This is a genomic window from Staphylococcus lutrae (genome assembly GCF_002101335.1).
Classification (GTDB): Bacteria; Bacillota; Bacilli; order Staphylococcales; family Staphylococcaceae; genus Staphylococcus; species Staphylococcus lutrae.
In genome coordinates this window covers 1,982,419-2,003,487 of record NZ_CP020773.1, presented here as the reverse complement: position 1 = coordinate 2,003,487, position 21,069 = coordinate 1,982,419, and the positions used below count along the sequence as shown (strand labels likewise).

Genomic DNA, 21,069 nt, shown 5'->3' with positions numbered 1-21,069 from the left:
TCTGACGTTATAGAAAATCAAGTAATCGGTCCTTAAATCTTTGGTGTACCATTGCCCCTAAAATGAGTACGAATAGTGTGAACATCCAATAATAAAAATGATCTGACCATGTGCCATAGAGAATGGGATGTTGATGTACAAAAGCACTGCGATAGACCTCTACTAAATAAGTAAAAGGATTCAGTCTTGTGATCATTCTCAAAATAGGTTGAGCGCTATTCATACTCCAAAAAATAGGGGTCATAAAAAAGCCGAGCCTCAATATATTTTGCAAAATATTCTTTGTATCTCTTACGACAATCACTAACGAACTCATCAATAATGAAATACCGAAAATAGCTGGAAATGCCGCTATAATAAAATAAATAAATAGGAAATATTTCCAAAAATCGACTGTCCCTTGTAGGAGAGAGGTCACAAATAAAATACTCGTCATAAAAATCAAATTGAATAATGTATTTGTAAACGAAATCGACAATAATACCGATGAAGGGAATTTCATTTTAGTCACAAGTCCTAAATTGGCTTGAATGGCATTCGCTCCTGAATTTATGCTTTGTGAGATGAACAGCCACGGAAACAGTCCTGATATCAAATGCATAATAAATGGGACGCCATCCACTAAACGGTCTCCCCCACCTCTCAAGCCCAATCCAAAAATGAGATAATAAACACCCACTTGCATCATGGGTTGTAAAATATTCCAAAAGACGCCGAGATAATGGTTTGAATATTGGCTTTTCATATTGTAGAACGCAAGTTGGAAAATTTTAGGTCCGTTCTCAATCTGTTCCTTTAATAGCAAAAATAAGACTTTCACGCATAAAACCTACTATCTTTGTGGATTTTTCGCTGGTGTATGATACGTATACAAATTGCCATAATTGTAATAATCAACGGTATCAAATGACTGAGACATGACATTTTTTGTATCGAAAATGATGGGGTGTCGCATCCCTTTAAAATGGCGATCTGTTAATTTTTTAAATTCAGAATGGTCACTCAGTACAAGGACGAGAGAAGCATCATGCACAGCTTTCTCCATATCTTTCTCAACAAAATCGAGTTTCACATGTGGGTCGAAAGCAACAATTTCTATATCAAGGTGTTCATGTAATAATTCGTAAATATCAAAGGCTGGCGACTCACGAATATCATCAACATCGCCTTTATACGTCAAACCGAATACCGTCACCTTTACTGCGTTCAAATCTTGCAGTATTTGTTTAACCTTCTCTACGACATATGCCGGCATAGAACGATTGACTTGACGTCCTGTTTGAATTAAAGGCGAAAGTTCAGGAGATTTTGCAATGATGAAATATGGATCTACTGCTAAGCAATGGCCGCCCACCCCTGGACCTGGTTGATGAATATTCACACGCGGATGTTGATTCGCCATTTGAATCACATCTAAGACATTGATGTGTAAATCATCACTTATCTTTGCGATTTCATTAGCGAGCGCAATATTCAAATCGCGGTATGTATTCTCCATCAATTTACTCATTTCCGCAGTACGTGCATTCGTTTCAATCATGTCACCTTTTACAAAAGTTTGATAAACCTTTTTGCCAGCATCAACACATGCAGGTGTCACCCCACCGATAATGCGGTTGTTGTATACCAGTTCTTCTAAAATCTTGCCTGGAAGGACGCGTTCTGGACAATGAACTAAAAACAAATCTTCACCTATTGTATAACCCTGATGTTCAAGAAATGGTTTAACATGATCATCAATGGTTCTTGGTGCAATCGTCGATTCCACAATGACCGTATTGCCTTTTTTTAAATAAGGGACAATACTTGCTGTTGCCTGCATTACGATGGAAATATCACAAGATTCATATTCATCATCATTGTTCGGTGTCGGCACCGCAATAATAAACACATCCGCTTCTGCTGGCGTCAATGAAGCTTTGAAATGACCCGTCGCACGCACGTCATCAAATGCTTCTTGAAGACCTGGTTCCTCGATATGTATACATCCGTTATTTAAACTTTCTACCGTTTCACTATTAATATCCACACCTAAAACGTCAACCCCATGCTTGGCAAACATAATTGAAGTAGGTAATCCAATATAACCTAATCCGACAGTTGTTAATTTCACATTCATACACCTTTCTTCCCTTGAAATTGAGTGTTTTCTAAAGCATGCATTAGCGTGATGCTTTTGTTTGTTGATTATTAATTCTATATTAATTTTTAAGTAAATGAAGATTAATTTCAATTAAAAATAGTAAATAATCATTTCTTTTACTAAATTTTATAATTGAATAAACAATTAATAAACATTCTTTACTTTATATTTACATTTCAACTTGAATGTATTAAAAAATAAGTGTTGAGATTAGAAATCACTGGTGATCAAAAATGAATTCTGTCAAACGTCTTTGAGTTCAATCTTATGATTTTTCTCGATTGAAGAAATAGGAAAAAAAGGGGGGGATCCATATCAGTTATGACTAAAGGATGCAAATCACATGCAGCGCTGTGCATATGGATATAGATATGGCACTTTAGCACGCGCGTTGCCTTACTCAGGCAAAAATTGTGACATCCTCGACTTTCATGTGCACTCAAAGTTAAATCCATCATTTTTGTTTTTGGAGATGTATAAACGATTACAGGAGGAATGCCACGATACTCGAATTGATTTTCACACATTGTATGCCGGTTGATCCTGCTTGATGGCAAAGAAAAGACGTACACCTAAAAGCATCTTAGGCGTACGTCTTTTCATTTATAATGTAGTGATTCACTGGGGTAGCGCGTTTTCAATGACACAAGCGCGCTTCATTGCTCAGCACAGTCTATACTGCGTCGTTTAAGTATGTCGACTTAAATTCGTCAACAAGCGCTTCAAAATCAGGGACATTTAATGAAAAGTATACTTTAATTTTCGGCTCCGTACCAGACGGTCGCAAAGCTATAAATCCTTCATCAAATGTATATCGAATCACATCCGCTTTCGGTAAGTCAATCGGTGTCATCGAATCGTCTTGAAAATGTGTCGTTTGCTGGAACAAATAATCTTCTTTTGTTAATACTTTTAATCCTAACAAGGTGTCACTCGTATCATTTCTAAAATGTGACATCAAAGCATCGATTTTCTGTCTCCCAGCTTGACCAGAATATGTGGGTGATAACGTCACATCTTGATATTGGCCAATTTGTTTGTAAATGTCTTCTAATACCGCTTTAAATGTTAAACCATTTTGCGCTAACATTTGTTTATATTTCACAAGTAACGGGATAAATTGGATGGCGTCTTTATCACGCGATAAATCTTTGGCGAGATAACCATGACTCTCTTCAAATGCCAATACGAGTTGCGACGCATCTTTTTGACGTTGTTGAAGTTGCTCGGAAATATATTTAAAACCCGTTAAGACATTGACCACATCAATGTTCAACCTTTTTGCCAATACTTCGCTTAACGCACCTGTAACAATAGATTTAATGATATAAAAAGTCTCACTTGTTGGTTGCAATGTTTGATATCTTAATTTCATCAAGATCAAACCAATTTCATTCCCATTAAAATAGCGTGTTGTTCCATCCTCGTATCTTTCGACAAAACCAAAACGATCTGCATCTGGATCTGTTGCAATAATTAATGATGCGTCTTCTTTTTCAGCCAGTCGTATACCATATTCAAATGCCGCTTCTTCTTCAGGATTGGCACTTTTAACAGTAGGAAAACGACCATCCGGTTGAGATTGTGTTTTTTCAATCACGAAATCTTCAAACCCTAGCTCCGTAAGCAGTGTAGCGCCTAGAGGTAAACTCGTCCCATGTAGACTCGTTAAGATCACTTTTTCTCCTTGTGATACAATGGGGCCGACTAATGACTTAACGCCTGCTTTATATGCGTCTGTCACTTCTGAAGCTAATGGCGTAATCATCGCTTCATCGCGTAGGACTTCCACCGCTTTCGCCTCAATCGTTAAAGGAGACTGAATCGCATGAATACAGCGGCTTAAATCTTCTGATGCAGCCGGTAGTAACTGACCCCCATCTGCCCCATAAACTTTAATACCGTTATAATGACTCGGGTTATGACTCGCTGTAATCATGACACCCGCTGTAGCGTTTAAATACCGAACTGCAAAAGAAAGTTCAGGCGTCGATCTATAACGATCTGCTAATATGACCTTAACGCCTTCTGTCGCTAACACACAAGCCATCTCTTGTGCAAATTCCGACGACAAGAAACGTGTATCATAGTGAATGACAACCGAAGCTTCCTTAGATGTTTCGGTTAAGTATTGCGCTAAACCTAATGCGACTTTGCGCACAGTAAATTTATTTAAACGCCCCGGACCTAAACCTAATGTACTTCGAATCCCTGCTGTGCCAAAAGATAATACTTCTTCAAAACCTGCGTCTTGCTCTTCTTTTGTTTGCGCTTCATAAAACGGTCTGACTAAACTTTCATCAAGATGAGATATCCATTCTGCTTTCAAAACATCCACCATCCTCATATCTTACATAATTGAATATTGAGAGGTAAAAACCATTCACGATACCTCCCATTCATATCAATTTTATTATACATGAACATCTTCCATCCTCATAGAAAACAAATACCCCGTACAAAATACATCAAAATGATTGAAATGATTGAAATGTAACAAACACTTGCATTAAAATAGATAATCATATGTAAAATACCTGTTAGGAGCAATTCACTATGAATAAAGGACTCAAATTTTTACTCTATTTGTTAGCTTCAATGCTTGTTATTGTTCCTGCAATTTTTGTATTCATCCTATTTAACTCATCAAAAAATGCTTTTAACGATTCGTTCTCACAATCTGACGAACGTCAATCACAGTTAAGAGACACGAAAGTCAATGCTGCAAAAGAACCGATTTCTATTTTATTTTTAGGAATAGATGATAGCAGTACAAGAAGAGAAAATGGACAAAGTACCGAGAGCGCTCGTACAGATGCAATGATTTTATCAACTTTGAATCCTGACAACCATCAAATTCGATTGCTCAGTATTCCTCGTGACACTTTAAGTTATATCCCAAAAGTCGGATATTATGATAAAATCACACATGCGCATGCATACGGTGGCCCTGAAGCCTCTATGCGCGCTGTCGAAGCTTCACTTAATGTCCCTGTTGATTACTATGTTCGAATTAATATGGAAGCTTTTGCAACAACTGTAGATGAACTTGGTGGCATTGATTTCGATGTGCCGTATGACCTGAATGAGCCCAATACGAAAGATGAAGGTCGTATTAAGCTGAAAAAAGGTAAACAACATCTTAACGGCGATGAAGCGCTTGCGATTACACGAACACGTAAACAAGATTCTGATTTGCAACGCGGGCAACGCCAATTAGAAGTTTTAAAAATTCTGTTTAAAAAGGCCCAAGAAACTAAATCTTTACACAAATTAGATGAAATCATTGAAATTGTAGGAAAAAATTCAAAACATAATCTCAGTTACGCAGAAATCCAAGCACTTGCGACCCAGTATTTAGTCAATGATGTCGAAATTAAATCACAACAATTGAAAGGTGAAAGTGCATTACTGAATGGTATTTACTACATTAACCCTGACGTTGACAGTTTAATCGAAACATCTAACTTGTTACGTAAAGACTTAGGTTTAAAACCTATCCAAAATAAAAATGACTTTTTGACTGAACGCGTCAAAACGTTTTATGGTGAAATTCCTCCACTGTTACAGATTAATGATCAACTGTTACAAGATGTGAAAAAATTAACGCCAAATGATTCAACAAATGCAGATGATGGCACGACACAATCGAATGGTCCAGTTTCTCCCGATGCCCAGCAAGCGCAACCGTCCGTCGACCAACAACAAGGTGACACGACACAAAATCAAAACTCGAATGGTGCTTATCAATAATAGGAGGTCTCTACATGTCACGTCATACACAAGAAAAAATAAGACAAATCAATGGCATATTCAACATGCTTGAGCAACAAATTATTCATAGCAAAGATATGGCACACTTCCGTCAAGAATTATTTTATGTGAATCATGCGCATCGAGAAAATTACGAAGCCTTATTGCTTTATTATCAGGAGAGCCAAAACAATCCTGTCATCAATGGCGCTTGTTATATCGTAGCCCTCCCAGAAATCTTTGATGCAATCGACGTTTTTGAATCACCGCTTCCCTTTTCATGGGTCTATAATGAACAAGGGCTTACACCCGAAATGCAAAATTTAAGCGTTCCGATTCAATACCTTGTCGCTGCCGCACTTGAAGTGACAGACGTGAACATATTTAAACCTTCTGGCTACACAATGGGGATGAACAATTGGAATATTGTACAAATGAGACTCTTTTGGCAATATACCGCACTTGTTCGCCAGAATGCAAGTTAAGCTTTCATTTTCAACGCGTCCGATCAATGGACATTTGCCGTATACACTCGAATCGTACACAATGGCAAATCGATATCTAAGACACATAAAAATAAGGTTTTATGTCTAAAAGCGCTCTTCATTCGTCGCTTTTAGGCACTTTTTTTGGTAATTGATATTTCTATTGCTCCCCCCACTTTTAATTACGTTGTTCGAATCCTTACGACTGACTTCCGCTTTGATTTTTCTGATGTAGCGTACATCATCACTGCTTACATCATGCGCTATCGATGGCTTGCCACTTATGACGTATCCCCCGTATTCATTGTATTGAGCCATATCAAATACGATGCTATATTTTATACTTACATCATAAAAAATCGTTTAAAAAGCTTCCTTTCTTTCCTCAAATCTATTAAGATAAACGGTAACTTCATCTTCAATATGAAAGGAATGAATCGTATGTTTAAGAAAGTAGAAAATGAACAAGAGTACCAAGATGTACTCAAAATTCGTAAAACGGTATTTATTCAAGAACAAGGGGTCTCTGAAGAAGAAGAAATTGATAAGTATGAGAAGACAGCACATTATTTCATCGCCTACAATGATGCACAGCAACCTGTTGGAACTGCGCGCTATAGAGATGTAGATGGCAGTGCTAAAATTGAACGTGTCGCTGTTTTAAAAAGTACTCGGGGACAAGGTATCGGCAAACAATTAATGCAAACACTTGAAGAAGAGGCTGCTCAACAAGGATTTCGTCATTTCAAGTTAGGGGCTCAAACCCATGCTGTTCCTTTTTATGAATCACTGGGTTACCACACGTATGGGGAAGAATTTATGGATGCAGGTATGCCACATTTCAACATGGAAAAGCATATTTAACACGTTTCTTTTTTCAAAAATGACTGGTTCACATCGACGAATTTGTCAATGTCAATCAGTCATTTTTTGTTTTTATATTGAAACTCGTATGCTCTCCATGTCCAAAGCGCGATGTGTCTTTACATGCGAGATGTAGTAATTGTTGTTTATTTTAAATAATTAGAGAATATAAAAGAAGCGAGCGATTATTAAAATTAAATTACAATCCAGTTAAAATACACAAATTGTACTCTAATATCTCTATAATGTGATTAATCAACTTTTTAAATTAATTTATCTTAAAGGAGTCATGACATGGTCAAAAAATTTGGTTATAAGACACCCGCAATGCTCGCACTTACTTTGGCTGGAACTGCATATACGGCACATCATGCCGATGCAGCAGAACAATCACCTTCAGACAAACCTCCGATTAATGATAGGGGAAACACAAATACATTAAATCAAGCACAAACTGTTTCAAAGGTAACAACATCAGCATCCACTTTGGCTGGTTCTCAAACTTACAAAGATCCTAAACAAATCGATCCAATCAAAGTCACAACTGTCTCACAAACAGACAAGTCATTGACGGATATTCAACAGACCGGGGAGCAAGGCATAACGGGAGCAACTTCTCAAGATAAAACACAAACTGATGCACTGAATCAAACTTCAAACACACCACAGCGACCACATCAAGAGACTCCAAATACGAATATGAATCATCCCGTTGCATCAGAAAAATTCAATACGCAACAACGTACTGACAATTCTCCAACAACAAATAATAACCCAGCAAATCAGACAATACCAAAGCAAAACGAAGTGGCGGCAACGACTCAAGGTCAATCGATTAAAGCTGTTGTCAATTCAACACCTAAAGATATCAATGCCAATCCAGATGGTCCTACACCCCCACGTGTTGGCGGTAAAGGCGGCCCAGCCACTTTGTCACTCACACCATCCAATCAGACTGCTTATCGTGCTGCAACCGTTTCAACACCAAGCCCTTATCAACCTCAAGTGAAGTCGTCAATCAATGACTACATTCGTAAAAAGGGGTATCAAGTGCCTAAGTACGAAGAAGATTATTCAGTAACATTTCCAAAATATGGTTATCGCAATGGCGTAGGGGCACCTGAAGGCATTGTCCTTCACGATACCGCCAATGACAATTCAACAATTAATAGTGAGATCGCTTACATGAAGCGTAACTATCAAAATGCTTTTGTACATGGTTTTATTGATGGTAACCGCATAATTGAAACACATCCAACAGACTATTTAGCATGGGGTGCAGGCGCTATTGCCAATCAGCGTTACATCCATATTGAGCTTGTACACGTTCACGATTATGACTCGTTTGCACGTCAAATGAATAATATGGCGGACTATGCTGCAACGAACTTGCAATACTATAACTTGAAGCCAGATAGTGCTGAATATGACGGTCGCGGTACGGTTTGGACACATGCCGCAGTATCAAAATTTTTAGGTGGAACTGACCACGTGGATCCACACGGCTATTTAAAACAACATGGGTATTCTTACGATGAATTGTATGACTTAATTAATGAAAAATATCAAGTCAAAATGGGCTATGCATTACCGGCTGGGTCAACATCCCCTCCTGCACCATCTAAACCATCGACAAATACCAATCTAACTGTGAATGCTAAGACAGGTTATGGTCGCATCGCAACAAAAAATAGTGGGTTATATCAAACGGTCTATGATACAGCCGGTAAAAGTACAAACCAAATCAATAAAACTTTAAAAGTGACGAAAGAAGCCGCATTAAATGGGAATAAGTTCTATCTTGTGAGCGATGGCACATCTAATCAGTTACTCGGTTGGGTCAAGCAAGAAGATGTCACTTACCAAAATGCACAAGCCGAGAAAAGTAAAACGCAAAATTATCAAATCAAGCCGGGTACAGTCGTATACCAAGTGCCTTGGGGTACCAATAGTCAAGTCACGGGAACTGTGGCAGGTTCGAACAACGCGACATTTAAAGGGACGAAAGAACAAACTGTCGGTAATACGCAATGGCTATACGGAACTGTCAACCAAATAACAGGATGGATTAACGCAAATAGCATTGCACCGGATACACCTAAACCATCTACAAACACAGGATTACAGCTTACCAATGATACAGGTCTAGGCCGAATTAATTCAAAAAATAGCGGGTTGTACGCGACGGTTTATGATAAAAATGGCAAAGCAACCTCAGCCACAAATCAGACATTTAAAGTAACAAAAAAAGCCAATTTAAACGGTGAGACGTTCTACCTCGTGTCAGACTATCTTAACGGTAGCGCGATTGGTTGGGTTAAAAAATCTGATGTGAATTATCAAACGAGTCAAGCACCAACAACGATTAACGAAACGTATACTGTTCCATCCGGGGCAACATTATATCTCGTACCTTGGGGCACCAATAATCAAGTTGCAGGTCAAGTATCAGGGACAGGACAACAAACGTTTAAAGCAACGCAATCACAAAAAGTAGGTGCATTAACATACGTCTATGGCACTGCGAATCAATTATCAGGTTGGATTGATTCATCACTTTTAACCGCTTCCAAAGCGACAAATAATTTACCACAAAGCGTTTCACAAATGGGACAACTCAAAGTGACGAATTCTGGTATTAAAGCTTCTATTTATGATGCTAAAGCCAAAGATGCATCAACTTGGGCAGGTCAAACGTACAAAGTCACTAAATATGCGACAGCTCGTAACGAAGACTACGTGCTACTTCTCAATCAAAATGCGACTACACCACTCGGTTGGTTCAAAGCAGCAGATGTATTGACACGTGACTTAAGTGCAGAAAAAATAGTGAACGGACAGTATACAGTCAACAATAATACGACGGGCCTATACTCAGTGCCTTGGGGAACTGTCAAACAGCGCATTGATAATTTGAAAACCAGTGTAAATGCGACTTTCTCAGCTCAAAAATCGGTAACAGTTGGAAACGATACTTTTCTGTTTGGTTCAGTTAACCAAAAACTCGGCTGGATTAACCAAAAAGAATTAACTGCCGTTGCACCCAAAATAGCAACCCGTGCAGCCGCACCGCAAGTCGGCGTTAAAGGGGTTTCTACAACCGTGCCATCTCATATAGATGATTACTTTGTAACAAACGCAAAAGGATATTATTATGCTAAAGCAGGTGATAAAAAGGCAGCCGGAACACTTAATGCCTTTTACGAGCAGTTATTCAAAGTCCAAAAGTCTACCCTATCAGACGGTATCACCTGGTATTACGGTAAGTTTGAAAATGGCGTTTCAGGTTGGGTTAAAGCGGCTGATTTGCGCTCGACTTTGATTAAATATTATAAGTCCCCTAGTACCTTAAAAGCAGCATTAGATAAACAAATGGCATTATCCTATCCACCACAAACACAACGTGTCCCTGGTAAATGGGTTGATGCGACACGTGATGAAACATTAAAAGCGATGGACACGAATGCACTAGCTAAAGATTCAACACAAATCTATCAATTTTTAAAACTGGATCAATATCAAGGCTTAAAAGCTTCAGATTTAAATAAATTGTTGGTAGGTAAAGGCATTTTAGAAGGCCAAGGTCAAGCTTTCCAACAAGCCGCACAAACACATAATATTAATGAAATCTATTTAATTTCTCATGCGCTATTAGAAACTGGAAATGGGACATCTCAACTCGCAAATGGCGGTTATGTGGATAGCAAAAATAAAGTTGTAACGACAGATAGTAAAAAATATTACAATATGTTTGGCATTGGCGCTGTGGACACAGATGCATTGCGTAGTGGATTTAAAACAGCTGAGCAATACGGCTGGAACACCGTGAGTAAAGCGATTGTCGGTGGTGCAAAATTCATTCGTGATAAATATCTCGACGTATCGCAAAATACGTTATACCGTATGCGCTGGAATCCTCAGAATCCTGCTGTACACCAATATGCAACAGATATTCAGTGGGCAAGTGTTAATGCTTCACGTATGAAACATTTCTATAATCAAATTGGTGAATCAGGCATCTATTTCGATATCGACACCTACCAATAACAACACTTTCTTATAACAGGGAGCGAGGACACGATAAGGTCTTCGTTCCCTGTTTGATTGATCTGAAATTGCCAATAATACATGCCAATTTATCGCACAACGACCACGCTTTTCCTCTTCAAAAATGCAATTCAGAACTTCAAAAAAAGCAGCTGATGCCTCGATCAGCTGCTTCTTCAATTCAATCTGCTATTCCACCCATTAGGTGCTCACCGGTGTATGATGTGCTTTCATTTGCTCATCTAATTCTTTTACAAGTCTAACGATACCAGGATGTTCCAAATGGATACCATCATAAGCAAAGTATTCGACATGTCCCACGCCTACTTTATTCCAATCCACGAGAGTCACATGTTTATGCTTCTTCGCTGCTTCTTTAATCAATGTATTAACGTGGTTTTTATAGTCACGTGGCACTGTTGTATTCACTAAATAAATATCTGCTTTATCAAAATCTTTAACGAGGGTTTCCAATTGTTCTTCATTAAAATCACCATTTGTCCCTATTTGAATTACAATCGGCTGACCTTTACGATTAAATGACGCATAATTTCTCGCAACTTGTATCGCTGCTGCCATTGAACGTCCAACTTGTGCATCGATCGTCGGTTGATGATAGTGTTCATCAAGATAATACCCCATTCCAACGGTTAAAGAATCACCAATGAAAAGTGGCGATTGTTTTTGAGGGTCAAACGCAGTGTCTTTAGGTTGTGACGCCTCTTCAGATTTTTCGGTTGGTTGCTCAGGAGGTTGATTTTTATTTTTATGATTCGTCTGATAATGTTGTGCTTTTTGTTCATGCTGTGCAAGGTAATCAAATTGTCCACTTAAAACTAACGTCGCCATTACGATAATCGCTAATACAACAGGTGTCCGGATAATCGATATGAAACGCTGCTCTTTCCTATAAAATGCTTTGAAGCCATATCGTCTAAATGGTGTTTCAACAAATTGATACGATATTTCTGCCATCAACAGCATTAAACCGACGTCGATAAGGTACACATAGTACGGATATTGTCCTGCTACAAAATGTTGATGCACAAATGTCACAATGACAAAGTGCCATAAGTATAAACTGTATGACCTTTTACCAATGTAAATAAATAATGGGTTGCTCATCCATTTTGCTAATCGACCCGTCGGATGTACAAGACTTGCAATCAAAATTAACGTCAACAATGAAATGCCATAAAAGCCACCACTATATAGAAAATATTGTTGCTCGTTTATCAAATAAAACAAACTCAACAATGCAAGTAATGCCAACACACCGACAATATCTATAATAGCCGTAACAAGTTTTGGAGGTTGGACTTTCAACCGGAAAGCTGGCCAAATAAATGCAAATACAACACCGAGTAACAATGTTTGTAAACGTGTGTCCGTTCCAAAATAAGTTCGTGCATGGTTTGTATCAGGTGCAGAAAGATAATACATGAGCACCGCCGACCCTATAGAAATCAATGTAAATAGAATAACGAGCCATTTTTTTCGCTTAAATATCTTAAAAAATAACACTAATATCATCGGAAAAAAGATATAAAATTGTTCCTCAACTGCTAACGACCACAAATGTTTCAGTGGCATAGGTTTAAATTGATCAAAATAATCTACATCTTGGAAAATGTACCACCAGTTCGACATATATAATAATGCCGCAATCGCATCACCTTTGATGGATTCTAAAATTTTCGGTTCAAACATCACAACGTACAATACGGATACTAATGTGACAAAAAGCATCGCTGGGATTAAGCGTTTAAACCTTTTAATCCAGAAATTGGCTAAATCAATCTTATGATAGTTTTCATATTCAAACAGTAGCAACGATGTAATTAAATAGCCTGAAATAACAAAAAATGTATCTACACCTAAAAAGCCTCCTGATAGCCACTGTGCATTAAGATGATAAATAATAATAGCTATAACTGAAATTGCCCGCAATCCATCCAGTCCTGGTAAATAACGTGGTGGATGTTGTAATCGTTTCATTCCAGTAAAATTATGATGTGACATAACAACATTCTCCTAAGTTTGATGATATTTATAAAGAAGCGATTTGTAGATATATGCTATTCAATTTACCATAAATCTTGTCTAAATAAAATAGATAATACATGGTAGATTGTCAAACACCGTCCACACCTACTTCCAATGTTGCCGCTTTTATATGATTACCTATCACTGCAAACTTTATTTTAAGATTTCTTTCATAAATAATCAAATCAATCATCAGCTACATGAAATGTAATCGATTGGGGTATCATAAGGTGAATGCATGTTTCATAAAGGCGTCGTTGGATTTAAATTCTGATACGACAAGAGGCGGTGGTGTATCACTTCTCTTCCTTCATCACTCATGTATATTATTCGTTTTCTTTGCATTAGTAAAAAGTTTTATAATACCATTAATGTTGATATTGTTAAAAGGAGTCAGACCATTATGGTGGCACATCAAAAAAAGAGAGACGCATTTTTTGATAATGCACGTGCAATTTTAATCTTTTTAGTTGTCTTTGGGCATTTAATTCGCCCTTATGTTGATACGCATCCAGCGATTAACGCATTATATTTATTAATTTATAGTTTTCATATGCCTACATTTCTTTTCATTTCAGGCTACTTTGCCCACCATGTGGGTCGTGCTGGCTATATCGAAAAGGTAGGAAAAAAACTGTTAGGCCCTTATCTTATCTTTTTTGCCTTTTTCTCAGTTTATTACTTTGTAAGTGGCAAAAACAGTTCATTAGACTTAGATCCATTTGATCCTGTATTCGCGTTATGGTTTTTACTCACGCTCTTTTTCTTTAATGTTATTATTGTCATCGTTCGTCAGTTTAAACCCATCTATGTATTACCGATTGCCATTTTAGTAGCTGTGTTAGCAGGATTCTCAACGAACGTCAACGGCTATATGAGTTGGTCTCGCACGCTCGTTTTCTTCCCAGTCTTTTACATCGGTTATATCATAGATACGAGATTGAACCATTACGTACAACTGAGACGCTTCATGCCTATTTCTGTGCTGATTTTAATCGGCTTTTTTATTCTCTATCTCTTCCACCCTATCGATGCAGACTGGTTGCTTGCAAGTTCACCGTACAAGCAAGTTGAGGGGATTGAGTTAATCTATAGTCCACTGAAACGGTTATGTTTATACGTCATCATTTTTATGACAATGGGGGCCTTCCTCAATTTAGTCCCTCGAACGCATCATTATTTTACTTATATTGGATCTCGAACAATGTACGTATACTTATTACACGGTATTTTTATTGGGGTGATTCGTGGTCATCAAATTTATCCATTCATTGATCAACCATGGCTAGGGCTCATCTATAATTTTGTACTGACTGGTTTTATCGTATGGTTATGGTCTACCCATTTTATAGCGAAATGGACCAATCCATTTGTCAATTTACAACGCCCTTCCGCATTCAAACCTTATTAAAAAACATGAAGAAGTTAACTTTAGTCGATAAAAATAAATGTTCGTGTCACTTTAGGTTAGATTTTAAAGTCACGCTCATGTTATCCTAAATGTTAACTTCTTTATTTTAGGACGTGATGACATGAAATTAGCACTCAATACGCACGCACAACAACTCAAAGCACCAAGCATTCGACAATTTTCTAGCAAAATAAGTCAAATAGATGATGTTGTTAATCTAACGATTGGTCAACCAGACTTTCATATGCCAGATGAAGTTAAAGCAGCCTACCAAGATGCTATTAAAAACAATTACACCACTTACTCCCATAATAAAGGCCGTTTGGATACCCGTGAGGCCGTGGCAACTTATTATCAATCACGCTTTAAGGTTCACTATGATCCGGAAGAAATCATCATTACGAATGGCGCATCTGAAGCACTAGACACTGCGTTGCGCTGTATCATTAATCCAGGTGATGAAATCTTACTACCAGGTCCTGTGTATGCCGGTTATATCCCTTTAATTCAAACATTAGGCGGGATTCCTGTATTAATCGATACCCGTGATACCGAATTTAAAGTGACACCTGAAGCAATTCGGCAACACATAACACCTCGTTCTCGTGCGATACTACTCAACTATCCTTCCAATCCAACGGGTGCCATCTTATCAGGTGAAGAAGTTGCAGCGATTGTCGAAGTCATACAGTCTTACCCTATATTTCTCATCAGTGATGAAATATATGCTGAAAACACTTTCGGACAGATGCATACCTCTTTCGCACAGTTTGAATGTATTCGTGATCAATTATTACTCATTAACGGTTTAAGTAAATCACATTCAGCTACTGGGATACGGATTGGTTTTCTATCAGGTCCACAATATTTAATCGACCAGTTAACATTTATGCATGCTTATAACTGTATTTGTGCCAATGTGCCCGCTCAAATGGCAACGATTGCTGCATTACGTGATGCCGTTGATGCACCTAAAAAGATGAACGACGCTTATATTGCTCGGCGCAACTATTTGATTTCTGAATTAGAGGCAATGGGGTTCCAATTAGATGGGGTTCCTCAAGGTGCGTTTTATATTTTCCCTAATATCCAACAGTTTACCGATGACGACTTTTCGTTTTGTGTAGATGTCCTTGAACGCGTTGGGGTCGCAATGGTTCCTGGCTCCTCATTCACTGATTTGGGTAAAGGTTACGTTCGCATTTCATATGCTTATGACATGGCTTTATTAAGAGAAGGCATGAAGCGGCTACGTCAATACTTGTCTACGTATTATCCCTCATCTATAGTGACGCGAAATTAACATATCGTGATGTCATACCATACGATTATCAGCGTACATGTTTGTGCATATCCCTTCCATTTATGCTCGCGGAAAAAACAAACAAGTCACAATGAATGGATATATGCCCCCTTCAAAGTAAACAGTAAAATGAATACTTTGAAGGGGGCATATCAATCATATCGCTCACTCGATTTAATTATTGTGTTAAATTGTGCTCGTTTGCACGGTCATTGATTTTTATGGGAATTTTGGAAATTGATCAAAATCCGGATCACGCTTCTCTTTAAACGCGTCCCGACCTTCTTTGGCTTCGTCTGTCGTGTAATACAGCAATGTCGCATCTCCCGCAAATTGTTGTAAACCAGCTAAACCATCCGTATCCGCATTCATTGCGGCTTTTAAGAAGCGCAACGCAGTCGGTGAATGACGCATGATTTCTTTACACCATTGCACTGTTTCATCTTCAATATCTGCGAGTGGAACAACTGTATTTGCCATCCCCATATCCAATGCTTGTTGGGCATCATATTGACGACACAAATACCAAATTTCACGTGCTTTTTTATGGCCGACAATACGTGCTAAATAACCTGAACCGTAACCGGCATCAAATGATCCTACTTTTGGCCCTGTTTGACCGAAACGTGCATTGTCTGCCGCAATAGTAAGGTCACATACCACTTGTAAGACGTTGCCACCACCAATCGCATAGCCTTTAACCATGGCAATGACAGGTTTAGGAATCACGCGAATCAAACGTTGTAAATCCAATACATTCAAACGTGGGATTTGATCATCGCCGACATACCCTCCATGTCCGCGCACTTTCTGATCTCCCCCTGAACAAAAGGCTTTATCCCCCTCACCTGTCAAAATGATGACACCAATACGCGCATCATCTCTTGCACGTGTAAATGCATCAATCATTTCTTGGACTGTGTTCGGTGTAAACGCATTATGTACTTCGGGACGATTGATAGTCACTTTCGCTATCCCTTCAAAAAACTCATATTTTATTTCTTTATATTCTTTTAATGTTTCCCATTGTCTCTCCATGGTCGACCTCCTCTAGTTAAGCTTTTATAAACGCTAATAGTATTGTATCAAATTTAGCCGCATCTTCCACATTTATCGTATGCCCTACTTGTGCAACAACAGATAGATCAACTTGTGTTAAGTGATTGACCATCTCCCGAGCAATGTGAACAAACTTTTCATCCCATTCACCTACAATCAATTGCACAGGGCATTTTAAACGAGACAACTCAGGCCATAGGTTAGGCATATGACCTGTTCCATAATCTCGTAAAGCCTTTGCTAAGCGCTGTGGGTGTTGCGCAAGTCTCAGTTGACGGATGTCCTGGCGTTGGGCATCAGGTAAAAATCGCTGTGTCTGAAACAATGGCAATTGTTCCCAATCATTAACAAACACTTCTATGTTGGCCAATTCCAAAACACGTGCACGCGCGGCATCGACTTGTTGGCGCTCGATACGTGCACGTTCATCTTGAATGCCCGGCGAACCACTCTCTAATATCAACCCAGCCAGAAAATCTGGATGTTTCAATGCATAATATAATGCCACCCGTGCCCCCATTGAGTAGCCATGTAAGTAAATCGTATAGGATGGAAATAAACTGAAGACTTGATGCAATTGCGCTACGATAAAGTCAAAGTCCCAAGTGATTTCTAACGATGTATCATCTTGACCGTGCCCCGGCAAGTCTATACATAGCACGTGTGCTTCTTTCGATAACGGTTGAATATGGGCATCAAAAACACGTTGATCACTTATAAACCCGTGCAATAACACGAGCACATCTTTTGTATCTTTTTGCGCTTCGTACCAATTATAATGTAACATTGACCACTTCTCCCAATTTTTGGTATAGCTTTTGATGCGCTTCGTAATTGCCCTCACGACTTGTAATGACTTCAAATAAAGTAGATGTCATCGTTTCTAATGAACTATATTCAAACGATTGCAAGTCTTGAAAACGTTTGAAATTAAAATGATAAAGCATTGCTGTATGTTCAAAATCCAAACCTGTCGGCGTACCAAATAGACGTTCAAAATAATCAGACGCGCCTTCCTTTTGTGGTAAATATGAAAAGATACCACCACCGTCATTATTTAACAGGACAATATTCATATGAATATCATTTAATTTTGACATTAAAAGCCCGTTCATATCATGATAAAAAGCAATATCGCCAATTAAAAGCGTCACTTTTTGATGAACTGCCATCCCTAAAGCTGTAGAAACAACCCCGTCAATCCCATTCGCTCCTCGATTAGCATAAATGCGCGCTTGATGTTCAATGTATAGATTGTCTATATCACGAATAGGCATGCTGTTGCTGACGAACAATGCATCATCCGCACTTAATTTGTCCAACAAACGGCTCACATAAGCCGCTTCATCCGTTGCCGACTTTTGATGTGCTTTGATCGTTATACGCGCTTGTTCTTCCATACTTTGCCATTGGCGTAACCACATTTTTCTGTACGCAGCAGGAATCTCTCCTAAAGATCTAAAAAAGTCATTGGCAGACATTTCATAGTAGTAATCCGGCGTTTTAGGAAATGCGTCAATATCCACACTGTTTTGTACTAAAATTTGTGTCGCATCCGTCGTTTTCAACCAATGATTTAACTTTTTAGAAACGACTGGTTTACCAACACGAATCACGAAATCGGCTTTCAGTTCAAGGCCGCCACGCAACAATAAATCATAAGTGCCTATCACATTCGGGTGTTGTGTCGCACGTATCCCATTTAACGGGTCGGCGAGTATTGGCAAATCATAAATCGTTGCAAACGTTAAAATTTGGGAAATATCCTGATGTTGCATATCCCCTACAATAATCAAGCCTTTAGATTGCTTAAGTACAGGAAGAATCGCACTGAAATCCATCATTTTTTGATAATGTGGACGTGCATACGTATGTGACGTTAACAAATCTTGTCGAGAAATATCAGGTGTCAATGGTTCACGAAATGGTAAATTAAAATGAACGGGCCCTTGATGAGGACCGTCAAAGAACTGACTCGCCTTTTGCAATTGAAAGTCATTCGCTTCCAACGTATGTACCGTTCCATCTGCAATAGGAAGATCAAATTGAAAACGCACATAATTTTGAAACATGTTGACTTGATCGATCGCTTGAGGTGCACCCACTCCCCTTAATTCATGTGGTCGATCACTCGTTAAAATAATTAACGGCAATCGACTAATATGACTTTCTGCGATGGCTGGTACATAGTTGGCAGAAGCCGTTCCCGAAGTACAAACCAGTGCCACTGGACGTTGACTCCCTTTCATCAAACCGAGCGCGAAAAAAGCAGCACTTCTTTCGTCAGGATGAATCCATGTTTGAATATCGGGATGACACTCAAATGCTAAAGCTAAAGGTGTCGAACGTGAGCCAGGACTGATGACCGCCTCGCGCAATCCATAGGCATATAATTCTGATACAAAATGAAAGACTTGTTCTGTTAGAAAGCGCTGATTAGTCATATTCATTCACCCCTAAAGCTACCATCATCGGTTTAAATTTTAATGCGGTTTCAGCAACTTCTTCTGCCGCATTTGAATCTTTAACAATCCCCGCACCAGCAAACAATAAGGCTTGTTGGTGATTCATTAACATCGAACGAATTGCAACTATAAATTCACAGTCATCATACATATCAATCATCCCTACTGGTGCACCATACAATCCACGCGCTCCGAATTCATGGGCTTCAATGTAGTCTAATGCACGCGCCTTAGGATATCCTCCTAAAGCAGGTGTCGGATGTAAGTCGTCTATCAATTCAATGTAAGAAGAATGGGCTAACGGTCCACCAATTTCTGTGTATAAATGATACAAATGATCATTTTTAAGTACTTGAGGCTCACGATTATAATTGGCATATTGAATAAAAGGTCGAATATCTTCTAATATGCTCTCAACCACAATATCGTGTTCGATCAAATTTTTCTTGTTTTTCAGCAATGCCTCAATGCGCGCTTGATCTTGCGCCTCATCATTCGTTCTTGGAATCGTTCCTGCAACGGCTTTTGTATACAACGTGCCTGCTGTCACTCTAAATAATTGCTCTGGTGTTTGAGAAATAAAAATGTCCTCTTCTGATTCTAAAACAAACAGATAACTGTTTTTTTCGTTTTTGAGCGCACGATGTAACACTGCACCAATCTCGATATCTACATCAAATTGAATCATACGCCGACGCGAAAGGACAATTTTTTCATCATCTGCCAATTTTTCTGTTGTGGCTGCAACCAATGCCTCCCACTCATCTTTATAAATATCTTCAATACGCTTAATATGCGGAGGTGTAACGTTTTGGACCTCCACGCGTGTTAAATGATTTAATTTATCAACTAATTTATTAAATTGCTCAATCGAAAACGTTTCTTTCTGAACAGTATATGTCAAAAACGTCTCTTGATTGACTTGCGAGATTAAAACTTCAGGCAAAATAAAATGATTCACACCAAAACGACGCCATTCGTCCCCCATGCGTTTGTTCGAAAATTGGAAACCTCCGCAAATTCGTAAATGATGGCGTTCAGAATCAGGATGAATTAACGCAATGTTATTTTTAAACTTCTCCCATTCTTTAAAAATTGAGCGTTTATTTGTGAAATCATTTTTTATTTTTGTTGCAACACGGTATCCGAAAAACGAGGTTTCGTTATCATTTAAACGGAAATAGAAACGATCTCCTGCATCTTTTTTTGACATATCAAACAATGTAATAGGATCTATCGGTTGATCAAGCTTGATTTCAACTGAGACCCATTGTTGCTTTGTTTGTTGTACCGCGTCGATGATTGCCTGTTCGCAGACATCAACACTCATCCCATACTCACTTCTTTCATCATAATCAAGTTTTTTCCATTATTACATTCTAACATTTTTACAGAAGAATGTATGCCCAAGTGTCTTTTCCATAACATTATTATTGATTTCATAGAAGAACTTTTTTATAATGTCAATGTAATATAAATATTATAAAAAAGAG

14 protein-coding genes are annotated in these 21,069 nt (G+C 38.4%); 6 read left to right on the top strand and 8 right to left on the bottom strand.

Going from position 1 to position 21,069, the window contains the following annotated elements; translation table 11 throughout:
* Nucleotides 1-7: 7 nt before the first annotated feature.
* From B5P37_RS09300 to B5P37_RS09290, 3 genes are all read right to left on the bottom strand, one after another.
* Complete coding sequence (locus B5P37_RS09300) at nucleotides 8-820, bottom strand: ABC transporter permease (RefSeq protein ID WP_085237951.1); 813 nt, start codon at nucleotides 818-820, stop codon at nucleotides 8-10.
* Between the two features lie 12 nt (nucleotides 821-832).
* On the bottom strand, nucleotides 833-2,113 hold the full coding sequence (locus B5P37_RS09295; protein ID WP_085238460.1) for a nucleotide sugar dehydrogenase: 1,281 nt from the start codon (nucleotides 2,111-2,113) through the stop codon (nucleotides 833-835).
* A gap of 703 nt (nucleotides 2,114-2,816) precedes the next feature.
* Complete coding sequence (locus B5P37_RS09290; RefSeq protein WP_169710801.1) at nucleotides 2,817-4,472, bottom strand: phospho-sugar mutase; 1,656 nt, start codon at nucleotides 4,470-4,472, stop codon at nucleotides 2,817-2,819.
* 227 nt (nucleotides 4,473-4,699) lie between these two features.
* Here B5P37_RS09290 and B5P37_RS09285 point away from each other — a divergent pair, with 227 nt between their 5' ends.
* From B5P37_RS09285 to B5P37_RS09270, 4 genes are all read left to right on the top strand, one after another.
* Nucleotides 4,700-5,896, top strand: a complete 1,197-nt coding sequence (locus B5P37_RS09285; protein WP_085237949.1) for an LCP family protein — start codon at nucleotides 4,700-4,702, stop codon at nucleotides 5,894-5,896.
* Nucleotides 5,897-5,910: 14 nt separating this feature from the next.
* Nucleotides 5,911-6,381, top strand: coding sequence for a DUF2538 family protein (locus B5P37_RS09280; RefSeq protein ID WP_085237948.1), 471 nt, complete (start codon nucleotides 5,911-5,913; stop codon nucleotides 6,379-6,381).
* A 441-nt stretch (nucleotides 6,382-6,822) separates the two neighbouring features.
* Nucleotides 6,823-7,245, top strand: a complete 423-nt coding sequence (locus B5P37_RS09275; protein ID WP_085237947.1) for a GNAT family N-acetyltransferase — start codon at nucleotides 6,823-6,825, stop codon at nucleotides 7,243-7,245.
* A 294-nt stretch (nucleotides 7,246-7,539) separates the two neighbouring features.
* Nucleotides 7,540-11,292 (top strand): GW dipeptide domain-containing protein, encoded by a 3,753-nt coding sequence (locus B5P37_RS09270; RefSeq protein WP_085237946.1) that lies wholly within the window; start codon nucleotides 7,540-7,542, stop codon nucleotides 11,290-11,292.
* A 201-nt stretch (nucleotides 11,293-11,493) separates the two neighbouring features.
* On the opposite strand, the gene B5P37_RS09265 is transcribed toward B5P37_RS09270, so the two are convergent.
* Nucleotides 11,494-13,290: an acyltransferase family protein gene (locus tag B5P37_RS09265; RefSeq protein ID WP_483409476.1), complete on the bottom strand. Its 1,797-nt coding sequence runs from the start codon at nucleotides 13,288-13,290 to the stop codon at nucleotides 11,494-11,496.
* A gap of 454 nt (nucleotides 13,291-13,744) precedes the next feature.
* Between B5P37_RS09265 and B5P37_RS09260 the strand changes: the two genes are divergently transcribed.
* Together B5P37_RS09260 and B5P37_RS09255 are read left to right on the top strand one after the other, a co-directional pair.
* Complete coding sequence (locus B5P37_RS09260) at nucleotides 13,745-14,749, top strand: acyltransferase family protein (RefSeq protein WP_085238459.1); 1,005 nt, start codon at nucleotides 13,745-13,747, stop codon at nucleotides 14,747-14,749.
* Between the two features lie 121 nt (nucleotides 14,750-14,870).
* The gene (locus B5P37_RS09255; protein WP_085237944.1) at nucleotides 14,871-16,052 is read left to right on the top strand and encodes an aminotransferase class I/II-fold pyridoxal phosphate-dependent enzyme; all 1,182 of its coding nucleotides are present in this window, start codon (nucleotides 14,871-14,873) and stop codon (nucleotides 16,050-16,052) included.
* Between the two features lie 219 nt (nucleotides 16,053-16,271).
* Here the strand turns inward: B5P37_RS09255 and menB are convergent, their stop codons facing one another.
* From menB to B5P37_RS09235, 4 genes are read right to left on the bottom strand one after another with little or no spacing between them, the layout of a single operon-like run.
* The gene (gene menB, locus B5P37_RS09250; protein WP_085237943.1) at nucleotides 16,272-17,090 is read right to left on the bottom strand and encodes a 1,4-dihydroxy-2-naphthoyl-CoA synthase; all 819 of its coding nucleotides are present in this window, start codon (nucleotides 17,088-17,090) and stop codon (nucleotides 16,272-16,274) included.
* Nucleotides 17,091-17,106: 16 nt separating this feature from the next.
* Nucleotides 17,107-17,898, bottom strand: a complete 792-nt coding sequence (gene menH, locus B5P37_RS09245; RefSeq protein WP_085237942.1) for a 2-succinyl-6-hydroxy-2,4-cyclohexadiene-1-carboxylate synthase — start codon at nucleotides 17,896-17,898, stop codon at nucleotides 17,107-17,109.
* Nucleotides 17,885-19,555, bottom strand: coding sequence for a 2-succinyl-5-enolpyruvyl-6-hydroxy-3-cyclohexene-1-carboxylic-acid synthase (menD, locus tag B5P37_RS09240; protein ID WP_085237941.1), 1,671 nt, complete (start codon nucleotides 19,553-19,555; stop codon nucleotides 17,885-17,887). The genes menH and menD overlap by 14 nt, the downstream gene beginning before the upstream one ends.
* Complete coding sequence (locus tag B5P37_RS09235; RefSeq protein WP_085237940.1) at nucleotides 19,548-20,906, bottom strand: isochorismate synthase; 1,359 nt, start codon at nucleotides 20,904-20,906, stop codon at nucleotides 19,548-19,550. The genes menD and B5P37_RS09235 overlap by 8 nt, the downstream gene beginning before the upstream one ends.
* Nucleotides 20,907-21,069 lie beyond the last annotated feature (163 nt).

Coding starts and splice junctions, on each gene's coding strand:
- B5P37_RS09285 (WP_085237949.1), top strand. CDS start 4,700: ATGAATAAAGGACTCAAATTTTTACTCTATTTGTTAGCTTCAATGCTT.
- B5P37_RS09280 (WP_085237948.1), top strand. CDS start 5,911: ATGTCACGTCATACACAAGAAAAAATAAGACAAATCAATGGCATATTC.
- B5P37_RS09275 (WP_085237947.1), top strand. CDS start 6,823: ATGTTTAAGAAAGTAGAAAATGAACAAGAGTACCAAGATGTACTCAAA.
- B5P37_RS09270 (WP_085237946.1), top strand. CDS start 7,540: ATGGTCAAAAAATTTGGTTATAAGACACCCGCAATGCTCGCACTTACT.
- B5P37_RS09265 (WP_483409476.1), bottom strand. CDS start 13,290: ATGAAACGATTACAACATCCACCACGTTATTTACCAGGACTGGATGGA.
- B5P37_RS09255 (WP_085237944.1), top strand. CDS start 14,871: ATGAAATTAGCACTCAATACGCACGCACAACAACTCAAAGCACCAAGC.
- menB (WP_085237943.1), bottom strand. CDS start 17,090: ATGGAGAGACAATGGGAAACATTAAAAGAATATAAAGAAATAAAATAT.
- menH (WP_085237942.1), bottom strand. CDS start 17,898: ATGTTACATTATAATTGGTACGAAGCGCAAAAAGATACAAAAGATGTG.
- menD (WP_085237941.1), bottom strand. CDS start 19,555: ATGACTAATCAGCGCTTTCTAACAGAACAAGTCTTTCATTTTGTATCA.
- B5P37_RS09235 (WP_085237940.1), bottom strand. CDS start 20,906: ATGAGTGTTGATGTCTGCGAACAGGCAATCATCGACGCGGTACAACAA.